The 10,275-nt window shown below is 59.9% G+C and carries 11 protein-coding genes; 4 read left to right on the top strand and 7 right to left on the bottom strand.

Annotated features, from left to right (window positions below; genetic code table 11):
• Positions 1 to 363: 363 nt before the first annotated feature.
• Positions 364 to 1,035, top strand: coding sequence for a ribose-5-phosphate isomerase RpiA (rpiA, locus tag GV819_RS02370; RefSeq protein ID WP_161753110.1), 672 nt, complete (start codon positions 364 to 366; stop codon positions 1,033 to 1,035).
• 75 nt (positions 1,036 to 1,110) lie between these two features.
• Here the strand turns inward: rpiA and GV819_RS02365 are convergent, their stop codons facing one another.
• From GV819_RS02365 to GV819_RS02350, 4 genes are all read right to left on the bottom strand, one after another.
• The gene (locus tag GV819_RS02365) at positions 1,111 to 2,019 is read right to left on the bottom strand and encodes an SdiA-regulated domain-containing protein (RefSeq protein WP_161753108.1); all 909 of its coding nucleotides are present in this window, start codon (positions 2,017 to 2,019) and stop codon (positions 1,111 to 1,113) included.
• 97 nt (positions 2,020 to 2,116) lie between these two features.
• Positions 2,117 to 3,043, bottom strand: a complete 927-nt coding sequence (locus tag GV819_RS02360; protein ID WP_161753106.1) for an SdiA-regulated domain-containing protein — start codon at positions 3,041 to 3,043, stop codon at positions 2,117 to 2,119.
• 164 nt (positions 3,044 to 3,207) lie between these two features.
• A complete protein-coding gene (locus GV819_RS02355; protein ID WP_161753104.1) occupies positions 3,208 to 3,873 on the bottom strand; it encodes a fumarylacetoacetate hydrolase family protein in 666 nt (221 codons plus the stop codon).
• 43 nt (positions 3,874 to 3,916) lie between these two features.
• Positions 3,917 to 5,311, bottom strand: a complete 1,395-nt coding sequence (locus GV819_RS02350; RefSeq protein WP_161753102.1) for an FAD-binding oxidoreductase — start codon at positions 5,309 to 5,311, stop codon at positions 3,917 to 3,919.
• 204 nt (positions 5,312 to 5,515) lie between these two features.
• Between GV819_RS02350 and serA the strand changes: the two genes are divergently transcribed.
• Entirely contained in the window at positions 5,516 to 6,745 is a 1,230-nt protein-coding gene (serA, locus tag GV819_RS02345; protein WP_161753100.1) for a phosphoglycerate dehydrogenase, read from the top strand.
• A gap of 96 nt (positions 6,746 to 6,841) precedes the next feature.
• Here the strand turns inward: serA and GV819_RS02340 are convergent, their stop codons facing one another.
• A complete protein-coding gene (locus GV819_RS02340) occupies positions 6,842 to 7,279 on the bottom strand; it encodes a DUF4399 domain-containing protein (protein WP_161753098.1) in 438 nt (145 codons plus the stop codon).
• Between the two features lie 132 nt (positions 7,280 to 7,411).
• On the opposite strand from GV819_RS02340, the gene GV819_RS02335 reads away from it, so the two are divergent.
• Positions 7,412 to 8,197, top strand: coding sequence for a transporter substrate-binding domain-containing protein (locus GV819_RS02335; protein ID WP_161753096.1), 786 nt, complete (start codon positions 7,412 to 7,414; stop codon positions 8,195 to 8,197).
• A 16-nt stretch (positions 8,198 to 8,213) separates the two neighbouring features.
• On the opposite strand, the gene GV819_RS02330 is transcribed toward GV819_RS02335, so the two are convergent.
• Together GV819_RS02330 and GV819_RS02325 are read right to left on the bottom strand one after the other, a co-directional pair.
• On the bottom strand, positions 8,214 to 8,705 hold the full coding sequence (locus GV819_RS02330; RefSeq protein WP_161753128.1) for a DUF523 domain-containing protein: 492 nt from the start codon (positions 8,703 to 8,705) through the stop codon (positions 8,214 to 8,216).
• Positions 8,706 to 8,707: 2 nt separating this feature from the next.
• Entirely contained in the window at positions 8,708 to 9,343 is a 636-nt protein-coding gene (locus tag GV819_RS02325) for a 2OG-Fe(II) oxygenase (protein WP_161753126.1), read from the bottom strand.
• A 161-nt stretch (positions 9,344 to 9,504) separates the two neighbouring features.
• On the opposite strand from GV819_RS02325, the gene GV819_RS02320 reads away from it, so the two are divergent.
• The gene (locus GV819_RS02320; RefSeq protein WP_161753094.1) at positions 9,505 to 10,257 is read left to right on the top strand and encodes a DUF2059 domain-containing protein; all 753 of its coding nucleotides are present in this window, start codon (positions 9,505 to 9,507) and stop codon (positions 10,255 to 10,257) included.
• The last annotated feature ends 18 nt before the right edge of the window (positions 10,258 to 10,275 follow it).

Genomic DNA, 10,275 nt, shown 5'->3' with positions numbered 1-10,275 from the left:
GTTGTGTATAAGAGACAGGGGCAGGGCCAGGGAGTCTAACCCAGCGTTTGCCCGGGCGACCACACGAATCCAGAGGTTTTAGCCGCCCCCTGGCCTGCCTCCCTTCACGCCGCACACGCCCCGCCACTCCCGGCCGATTAGCCAAACGGGCAATGACCTGACTTGCGACGGCGCCTATAATGCCGGCCTTTGCAGACTGTGTGAAAACGTCGCGAGTGAAGGCAAGACAAGGCAAAAACAGGGAGGAAGCGGAGTTTAGTGGCCTAAATGAGCATTCCGAGCCTGCTTTTAACGCCTTATTGTCGAACGCAGCAGTTTTCACACAGCCTGCTTTGTGCCCCCCTTGCCCGCTTCGGAGCCCGCATGACCCAGGATCAACTCAAACAGGCAGTCGCCCAGGCCGCCGTCGACCTTATCCTCCCGAAACTCGATGACAAGAGCATCGTCGGGGTCGGCACCGGCTCTACCGCCAACTGCTTCATCGACGCCCTGGCCCTGCACAAAGGCGCATTCGACGGCGCAGTCGCCAGCTCCGAAGCCACCGCCGCGCGCCTCAAGGGCCATGGGATTCCGGTGTATGAGCTCAACACCGTCAGCGACCTGGAGTTCTACATCGACGGCGCCGACGAGAGCGACGAGCACCTGAACCTGATCAAAGGCGGCGGCGCCGCCCTGACCCGGGAAAAGATTGTCGCCGCCGTGGCCAAGACCTTCATCTGCATCGCCGACGCCAGCAAGCTGGTACCGTTACTGGGCAACTTCCCACTGCCCGTGGAAGTGATTCCCATGGCCCGTAGCCACGTGGCCCGTGAGCTGGTGAAATTGGGCGGCGATCCGGTGTATCGCGAAGGTGTAACCACCGACAACGGCAACATCATCCTCGATGTGTACAACATGCAGATCACCAACCCGGTGGAGCTGGAAAGCCAGATCAATGCCATTGTCGGCGTGGTCACCAACGGCCTGTTCGCTGCGCGTCCTGCGGACGTGTTGCTGCTGGGCACTGCCGAAGGCGTGAAGACCCTCAAGGCCTGAGGCTGTCTGTCACCCCGGCCGGCGAAGGCGTTCCCACGGACGCCTTCGCCGGCAAGCCCCGGCCTGCACAAGCCGCTACAGCTCAGGCTTCTTGAAGACGTAGAACAGATTCGGCTCGCTCACCAGGTACAGGGTGCCGGCGTCATCCATGGCCATTCCTTCCGCCTGGGGTACCGCCTTGCTCAAGCCCTGCCGGCCTTTGCCCAGCGCCAACGTGCTCAACGGGCGACCTTCGACATCCAACTCCAGCACCAGGCGAGATTCGTCCGACAAGGCCAGAAGATGGCCACTGCGCTCATCGTATTGCAGGCTGGAGAGGTCGCGCACAAACAACCCGGCATCGCGCTTGGGATTGTTCACTACATGCACCCCGTAGGATTTGTCCGGGTTGTCATGGGGAAACCCCTGCACTTCATAAATCAGCATCGGGTCGCGCTCCTTGGCGACGAACAGACGCTTGCCCTGTGAATCGTAGGCCAACCCCTCAAACCCCTTGTTACCCGCGAGGTGCACGCCAAGGGTGATCTGCTCGGCCGCTGCTGCATCCACCGTCGTCGTTGCATCCTGCAGCTGGATCTTGATCAACCGTTGCTGGCGTTCATCGCTGATCACATAGGTATTGGCGCTGATGAACTCCACCGCCTCGGGATCACTGAAACCCACCAAGGCAATGCGCCGCAAAATCTGCCCATCCAGTGACAGTTCAATCAGCTCGGCATTCTTGTTGGTCACGGTGAACAGGCTGTTGCGCAACGGGTCGTAGGTCAGTGCCGAGACCTCATCCAGGCCCTCGATGGGTTGTGCCTCAAGCACCACCCGATAATCGCCCAGGCCCAGGGACTGCGCAGCCGTCACTTGCCAGTAGGATTGCCAATCAAACCAGGCGCGTTGCCACAATCGGTGGTTATGAACGAACACTGCGAGCAGCACGGCCAGCAGACCGAGGATCAGGTAAAGGGGTTGGAAGCGGGTCAGGCGATACATGGCGCACAGGCTCGAAATCAGAACAGGCAGACGGAATATCACAGCCGACTGAATTCAAGCTTAATCCGCGGTCCGGCCAGGCTGCCGGACCAGGGATTCATTGCTTCTCGAAGCGATAGAACAGATTGGGCTCACTGACCATATACAGATTGCCCGCTTCGTCCATGGCCACACCTTCGGCCCGGGGAATGGTACTTTTCAAGCCGTTGAAGCCGCCGAGCAAGGCCATGAAACTGACCTGTTCACCCTGCTCGTCCAACTCCAGCAGCAGATGGGAGTCTGCGGACAACACCAAGGTATGACCGGTGCGCGGATCGATGGCCAAGGCCGAGAGGTTACGCAGGTCAAGCTCATCGCTAGGCAGTTTCTGCTTGTCGCCCTTGAGCACCTGGCTACCGTCGCTGCTCCAGGTGAACAGCGCCGGCGGACGCTCCTCGCCCAGCAGCAACTGCTGCTTGCGTGGGTTCCAGGCCACCGCTTCAAAGGCCTTGTTCTGGTTCTTCGAGGGGCCCAGGTCATAGCTTGGGAAGTCTTTGATATTCAGCTCTTTGGTATCGCCATCGACCTTGACGATCACCAACGAGTGCTCACGCTCATCGACAATCGCCAGCAGGCCATTCTCCATGACCGCCACCCCTTCCGGGTTGCTCCAGCCCACCAGGGGGATCTTGCGCAGGACGTCGCCGTTCAGGGTCAGCTCCACCAGGAACGGATACTTGCCCATCACCGAGAACAAGGTTTTGGTCTGCGGGCTGTAAGAAAGGTCGGAAGCTTCATCACGCTCCATACCCGGCAACAGCTTGGCATCGATGACGGCGCGATAAGCGGGCAACCAGACGCTGGCACTGCGCTCGGCAGGACTGACAAAACCTTCCTGTACCCAGAGCGCACCTCGGTCATCCCAATGCAGGACATTGGCAATGCCATAGCAGATCACCCCAGCCAGCAGCAGCCAGGAGTACCAACGCATGCGTATATGCAGACGACGGGTGGGAAGGGGTTTGGGCAGGGGAGGGGCGTCCATCACACAGATTCCAGAAGCTCGGCCATAGGTAATAGCACACGAATTTCAGATCCGCGAACCATAGGCTTCAGAATTATCCGGAGAAAATGTGAAAAAACAGTTAACGGAAAAACCCTTTCTGCGAGGTGTCCGGTATTCCCGGGCCACTCGCAGAAAGATTCGGTTCAACGGACGCTGCTGGTGAAACGACTGGCGCCCGGCAACTCAAGTACCAGCTCATCACCGACATTCAGCGGACCAACGCCGACCGGAGTGCCGGTCAGGATCACATCGCCGGCCTGCAGCGAAAAACAGCCGGCCATGTACTGGATCATCGGCACAATGGGGTTGAGCATGATGCTGCTGTTACCGTCCTGGCGAACTTCACCATTGATAGTCAGGCGAATGCCGATGTCGGTGAGGTCGGCAAAGGTACTGCCCACCACAAAAGGCGCGATCACTGCTGCGCCGTCGAACGACTTGGCGATTTCCCAAGGTAAGCCCTTGGCTTTCAGCTCGGCCTGCTTGTCCCGCAGGGTCAGGTCCAGTGCCGGGGCGAAGCCGGAAATGGCATCCAGTACTTCTTCGCGGCTGGGCTTGGTGGACAGCGGTTTACCGATCAGCACGGCAATTTCCGCTTCGTAGTGCACCGAACCACGCTCCGTGGGAATGGCAAAACCACCTTCCAGTGGCACTACGCAACTGCCTGGCTTGATAAACAGCAGGGGCTCGGTAGGCACCGGATTGTCCAGTTCCTTGGCGTGCTCGGCGTAGTTACGCCCGATGCACACCACCTTGCCCACCGGGAAATGAATCCGGGTACCGTCGACATACTGGTGCTGATAGCTCATTACCGACTCCTGCTCGTGTGCTTCATCAGGACGCTGCTTGGGCTCAAACAGCGAAGATCTTGCCCGGGTTCATGATGCCGTTCGGATCGAACACCGCCTTGACCGCCTTCATGTACTCGATCTCCACCGGCGAGCGGCTGTAGGTCAGGTAGTCACGCTTGGTCATGCCCACACCGTGCTCGGCAGAGATCGAACCGTTGTACTTCTCGACGGTCTCGAACACCCACTTGTTCACCGTGGCGCACTTGGCGAAGAACTCGTCCTTGCTCAGGTTGTCCGGCTTGAGGATGTTCAGGTGCAGGTTGCCGTCGCCGATGTGGCCGAACCAGACGATTTCGAAATCCGGATAGTGTTTGCCGACGATGGCGTCGATTTCCTTAAGAAATGCCGGCACTTTCGACACGGTGACCGAAATGTCGTTCTTGTACGGAGTCCAGTGGGAGATGGTCTCGGAAATGTACTCGCGCAGCTTCCACAGGTTCTGCAGCTGGGTTTCGCTCTGGCTCATCACGCCGTCCAGAACCCAGCCTTGCTCGACGCAGTGCTCGAAGGTTTCCAGGGCGTGGTTGGCCACTTCCTCAGTGGTGGCTTCGAATTCCAGCAGTGCGTAGAACGGGCAGTCGGACTCGAACGGCGCCGGCACGTCACCACGCGCCAGGACCTTGGCCAGGGCCTTGTCGGAGAAGAACTCGAAAGCGGTGAGATCAAGCTTGTTCTGGAATGCGTGCAGCACCGGCATGATCGAATCGAAGTCGGCAGTGCCAAGCACCATGGCGGTGAGATTCTTTGGCGCCCGGTCCAGGCGCATGGTGGCCTCGACCACAAACCCCAGGGTGCCTTCCGCGCCGATGAACAGCTGGCGCAGATCGTAGCCGGTAGCGTTCTTGATCAAGTCCCTGTTCAGCTCCAGCAGGTCACCCTTGCCGGTGACCACTTTCATGCCCGCCACCCAGTTGCGGGTCATGCCGTAGCGAATCACCTTGATCCCGCCGGCATTGGTGCCGATATTGCCGCCAATCTGGCTGGACCCTGCAGAGGCGAAGTCCACCGGGTAATACAGGCCATTCTCTTCGGCCAGATTCTGCAACTGCTCGGTGACCACGCCCGGCTGGCACACCACTGTACGGTCAGTCAGGTTCAGATCGAGAATCTGGTTCATGTAGTCGAAGGACACCACTACTTCGCCATTGGCGGCCACTGCAGCGGCCGAGAGCCCGGTACGACCGCCGGACGGCACCAACGCCACCTTGTGCTGATTGGCCCAACGCACGATGGCCTGGACCTGCTCGGTGGTTTTCGGAAACACGATGGCCGTCGGGGCCGGAGCGAAATGCTTGGTCCAATCCTTGCCGTAAGCATTCAGGGAGTCAGCGTCGGTCAGCACCTTGCCAGGCTCAACCAGGGTCTTCAGCTCATCAATCAGGGCAGGATTGGTCATCGACAGAACTCTCGAACAATTCATGGTCATCCTGAGAACGCTTCACGTCGCAGGAATGAGTGTTTAGCGGGGCGCGTATGCTAGCATACCGCCCCCGCAGGATAGAGCCCAAGGGCGTTCTGCGGTGGCGGCTTACGTGCCGCCCAGGTCAGCTCAAGCTGTCCACTTCCCTGCCATTTTTCTCCGGGACACAGGTTTACGCAGATGAGCAAGACTTCTCTCGATAAGAGCAAGATCAAGTTCCTTCTCCTCGAAGGCGTCCACCAATCCGCTGTCGACGTCCTCAAGGCCGCCGGCTACACCAGCATCGAGTACCTCACCGGTTCTCTGCCGGAAGCCCAGCTCAAGGAAAAGATCGCCGATGCGCACTTCATCGGTATTCGCTCCCGTACTCAACTGACCGAAGAGATCTTCGACCACGCGAAGAAACTGGTCGCAGTGGGCTGTTTCTGCATCGGCACCAACCAGGTTGACCTGTCTGCTGCTCGCGAGCGCGGCATTGCGGTGTTCAACGCGCCTTACTCCAACACCCGTTCGGTAGCCGAACTGGTGCTGGCCGAGGCCATCTTGCTGCTGCGCGGCATCCCCGAGAAAAACGCTTCCTGCCACCGTGGCGGCTGGATCAAGAGCGCTGCCAACTCCTTCGAAATCCGCGGCAAGAAGCTGGGTATCGTCGGTTACGGCTCCATTGGTACTCAGCTGTCGGTCCTGGCCGAAGGCTTGGGCATGCAGGTGTTCTTCTATGACACCGTAACCAAGCTGCCGCTGGGCAACGCCACTCAGGTCGGCAAACTGCACGACTTGCTGGGCATGTCCGACATCGTCACCTTGCACGTTCCAGAGACCGCTGCCACCCAGTGGATGATCGGTGAGAAGGAAATCCGCGCCATCAAGAAAGGCGGGATCCTGATCAACGCTGCTCGCGGCACCGTGGTCGAACTGGACGCCCTGGCGGACGCGATCAAGGACAAGCACCTGATCGGCGCTGCCATCGACGTGTTCCCGGTGGAGCCTCGCTCCAACGACGAAGAGTTCGAAAGCCCGCTGCGCGGCCTGGACAACGTGATCCTGACCCCGCACATCGGCGGTTCCACCGCTGAAGCCCAGGCCAACATCGGCCTGGAAGTGGCAGAGAAACTGGTCAAGTACAGCGACAACGGTACCTCGGTATCCTCGGTCAACTTCCCGGAAGTGGCGCTGCCGGCCCACCCTGGCAAGCACCGCTTGCTGCACATCCACGAGAACATTCCGGGCGTGATGAGCGAGATCAACAAGGTCTTCGCCGAAAACGGCATCAACATCTCCGGTCAGTTCCTGCAGACCAACGAGAAGGTCGGCTACGTGGTGATCGACGTCGACGCCGAGTACTCGGACCTGGCGCAAGAGAAGCTGCAGCACATCAACGGCACCATCCGTTGCCGCGTGCTGTTCTAAACAGCAGCAAGCCCAGAGCCCGCTCTGACTTGCAGCTTGTAGCGCGATAAAAAAGGGAGCCCCCAAGGGCTCCCTTTTTTTATCGCGCATTTACGATTATTTCACTGTCACTGTGATTTTCTTGGAGACAATCACCGGGTTGAACGGCACATGGTTCTTGTCACCCAGCTCCAACTGCAGGGTGTGCGTACCCGGGGTCAGGGTCACTTCGGTTTCGGTCTGGGCCTTGCCGAAGTGAATGTGCTTGGCATCGGCTGGGATCGGCAGGTTTTCCGCAGGCAGGGTATCGACGTCGATCAGCAGGTGATGGTGACCGGTATGGGCGGTTTGGTCGCCCGCCGGGGCCAGGGCGATGCCCTCAACGCCGAACGTGACCTTGAAGGTCTTGTCCACGGTAGCCCCGTCAGCCGGGGAAACAATAAACACCTTGGCACCCTCAGGTGCTTCAGTACGAGGAATATCCGCAGCGCCGGCCAACATCGAGGTTCCCAGCAACAGACCGGCCAGGGCCGCACAAGACATAAAATTTTTCATTATCTTCTCCAGTTTTTCCGCAAATCTTTTACGGTTATGACAACTTCGTGGCAATTCGTTGTCGAAGGCACTCAACACCTTAGCAAAGCGAGCCTGAACGGCGCATCGCTCATATAAATTCAAGGAGTGACCATGCGTTTCCTGCCTGGCCTGATACTTTTGCTGCCCCTTGTGAGCACTTACGCTCAAGCCGAACTGATGGATGACATCAATGACCGCGGGGAACTGCGCATCGCCCTGGAGGCCAACGCACCGCCCTTCAACTTCAAGGATGACGGCAAGCTCAGCGGTTTCGAGGTCGAGCTGGGGCAGTTGCTGGCCAGCGAGCTGGACGTACGCGCGGACTTCGTGGTGACCCAGTCGGCCGAGTTGCTGCCGGGAGTCGAGAGCGGCAAGTTCGACGTGGCCATCAATCACATAGCAGTGACTCCAGAACTCAAGGATCGTTTCGACTTCAGCGAACCTTACAGTTACTCCAGCGCCCAACTGATCGTGCGCAAAGAAGAACAGCGCCCGCTGTTTTCCCTGCAGGCCCTGCGCGGCCAGGCCTTGGGCGTGGCACAGGGCAGCCAGTTCGTCGATCAGGCGCGTACTGTGGAAGGGATCAACCTGCGTAGCTACGCCGATGCCCAACAGCCGATCAAGGATGTGGCAGACAAACAGATCGACGCAGCCATCAGCGACCGCCTGCTGATTCCCTACGCCATTCGTGACAGCCGCCTGCCGGTGAAGGAAGGCGCGAAGGTCGGGCCGACCCTGAGCCTGGCGATTCCCTTCCAGAAAGGTAACCCGGCATTCCGGGCAAGCCTCGATAGCGCCCTGCAGCGGATCAAGGCAGATGGGCGACTGATGGCCCTTTCGGAGAAATGGTTCGGCATGGATGCAAGCAAACCGCCCAAGGCCGAAGCCGGGCAGTAATCCTCAGCCCTGAAACCTACAAAGAGGCCAGGGCAGCCAGGGCGGCTGCGGCCTCAGGCAATTGCAGCTCACTGAAGACTTGCACACCGTGGTGTTGTAACAGCGCAGCGGTGACGCCCTGGCCCTGAACCCGGGTCCCGCTGAATGTGCCGTCATAAGTCAGCAGGTTGCCGCAAGACGGACTGTTGGCCTTGAGCACGGCAATGCGAATCCCGTGCTTCTCCACCAACGCTAAAGCCTGCCGGGCACCGGACAGGAACTCGGTGCTGACATCGTCGCCTTCAGTGGTCAGCACCCGGGCCTTGCCCTCCAGCACTTCCACACCCTGCCCACCGGGGATTTCCGCCGCCGCCCGTGGCGTTGGCAAACCGCCAGCCACTTCCGGGCACAAGGCAACTACACGCCCCTCTTGCAGCCAACTGCTCAGTTGGTCGAACGGACCACTGGCACCGCCGTCATAACGTACGCGGTGGCCCAACAGGCAACGGCTGACCAGGATCTTGTGCATCATCAAAACGGCTCGTTACCGCGACGTCGGAACCACCCGGTCAAGGACAGGCGTTCCCGGCTTGCGGGCAGGACTTCATGGGGCACTTCGCTGGAGAGAAACACCACCAGGCGCCCACCGACGGGCACCACATCGTATGGTTCCTGGCCCTCCAGGTACATGCGCAATTGCCCGCCATGCTCCGGCAGCCACTCAGAAGAGTTGAGGTAGATAACCGCCGACACCATGCGTCGGTCGTCGTCGTGAAAGCGGTCCACATGGCGCTTGTAGAAAGCACCCGGCGGGTAGAGGGCAAAGTGGCATTCAAAATCCTCGAGGCCGAGGAACAGGCCCCGATTGAGTGCCTCGCGCAGGCTGTCCATCAGCCCCAGGTAGCAATCACTGGACTTGGCCTCGCCAGGTTCGAGCCACTGGATATGATCACCGCGAATACCCTCGCGAATTTCCTGGGCCGCGCCGCGCCCGACCGCCGCAGGGGCCAATTCACCTTCTTCAGCACGTTTACGGCACTCAGCCGCCAGTTCGAGGGTCAGAGCCTCGGGCAGGAACATATTCTGCTGCGACCAGCCACAGGTGGCCAAGTCGTCGACGATACGCAACAACAGCGGGTGATCAGAGGGTATTTGCATGGCGCGCATAGTATCCAGCATCAGATGAATCTGACAGAGCCGCAGAGCGGAGGAGCAAGCATTTTTTCCAATGCACTTTCCCATCATCACTTTAGCGGGCGATCCTGATACGAATTCTCGACAACCATCGCCCTGCCCCGGAGAATAGTCGCCTGCTGACAGGAGTCCTTATGCGTCGTTTGCTTTTCTCACTGTTGATGTTCTGCGCCTTGCCTGCCTGGGCAGACAGCCACGACCAGTTGTACAAGGTCGCCGGTTGGCCGGAACAACGCGCGCATTTCAACGATGCCCTCAGCGCTGCCCAGCAACGCTACCAGAACAGCTTGCCGCCAGCGGTCTACCAGGCCCTGGTGGACAACAGCAATCAACGCTTCGCGCCTCAGGCCGTGGATCGTCGCGCCGAAGCGCAACTGCGGCAGAACCTTGCCGATCCCGCGCCCGCGCTGGCCTTCTTCCAGTCGCCTCTGGGACGCAAGATCGTTGCCGCGGAACTGCTGGCCACCCGCCGCGACCAACTGGCCAAGAACGCCCAGGGCCTGCCGAAGATGCCGGCCAGTGACAACCGCCAGTTGATCATCGGTCATCTGGCCCAGGCGCTGCCGGCCCGGGAAGCCGGCGCGGAAGTGAGCCTGGCGATTGCCGGCGTCGCCGCCGACAGCCTGAGCCAGATGATTCCCGGCCTGCTGGGCGGCGGGCAAGCCCAGGGCATGCTCAATGGTCAGCGCCAGCGGCTGATGCAGCAGATCGGCAATGACCTGAACAACACCCTGCTGTACGTCTATCGGGACCTGTCCGACACCGAGCTGGAAGAGTTCGCCACCTTTGCCGAGTCCAGCGAAGGCAAGGCCTATTACCAGGCGGCCCTGGCAGCGATTCGCGCGGGGCTGGCGGTAGGACAAAGCAGCTCAAATCTCGCACCCTGAATCCTGGCTACCGGTGTT

Origin of the sequence: Pseudomonas sp. Fl5BN2 (assembly GCF_009908205.1) — a bacterium.
In the GTDB taxonomy this organism is placed as follows: domain Bacteria; phylum Pseudomonadota; class Gammaproteobacteria; order Pseudomonadales; family Pseudomonadaceae; genus Aquipseudomonas.
The sequence above is the reverse complement of the archived record's forward strand: the minus strand, read 5'-3'. Positions and strand labels throughout refer to the sequence as shown.

What these genes read in the sequence shown, in the direction of transcription:
- serA (WP_161753100.1), top strand. Translation starts at nt 5,516, where the DNA reads ATGAGCAAGACTTCTCTCGATAAGAGCAAGATCAAGTTCCTTCTCCTC.
- GV819_RS02330 (WP_161753128.1), bottom strand. Translation starts at nt 8,705, where the DNA reads ATGCACAAGATCCTGGTCAGCCGTTGCCTGTTGGGCCACCGCGTACGT.
- GV819_RS02360 (WP_161753106.1), bottom strand. Translation starts at nt 3,043, where the DNA reads ATGGACGCCCCTCCCCTGCCCAAACCCCTTCCCACCCGTCGTCTGCAT.
- GV819_RS02350 (WP_161753102.1), bottom strand. Translation starts at nt 5,311, where the DNA reads ATGACCAATCCTGCCCTGATTGATGAGCTGAAGACCCTGGTTGAGCCT.
- GV819_RS02325 (WP_161753126.1), bottom strand. Translation starts at nt 9,343, where the DNA reads ATGCGCGCCATGCAAATACCCTCTGATCACCCGCTGTTGTTGCGTATC.
- GV819_RS02335 (WP_161753096.1), top strand. Translation starts at nt 7,412, where the DNA reads ATGCGTTTCCTGCCTGGCCTGATACTTTTGCTGCCCCTTGTGAGCACT.
- GV819_RS02340 (WP_161753098.1), bottom strand. Translation starts at nt 7,279, where the DNA reads ATGAAAAATTTTATGTCTTGTGCGGCCCTGGCCGGTCTGTTGCTGGGA.
- GV819_RS02320 (WP_161753094.1), top strand. Translation starts at nt 9,505, where the DNA reads ATGCGTCGTTTGCTTTTCTCACTGTTGATGTTCTGCGCCTTGCCTGCC.
- GV819_RS02365 (WP_161753108.1), bottom strand. Translation starts at nt 2,019, where the DNA reads ATGTATCGCCTGACCCGCTTCCAACCCCTTTACCTGATCCTCGGTCTG.
- rpiA (WP_161753110.1), top strand. Translation starts at nt 364, where the DNA reads ATGACCCAGGATCAACTCAAACAGGCAGTCGCCCAGGCCGCCGTCGAC.
- GV819_RS02355 (WP_161753104.1), bottom strand. Translation starts at nt 3,873, where the DNA reads ATGAGCTATCAGCACCAGTATGTCGACGGTACCCGGATTCATTTCCCG.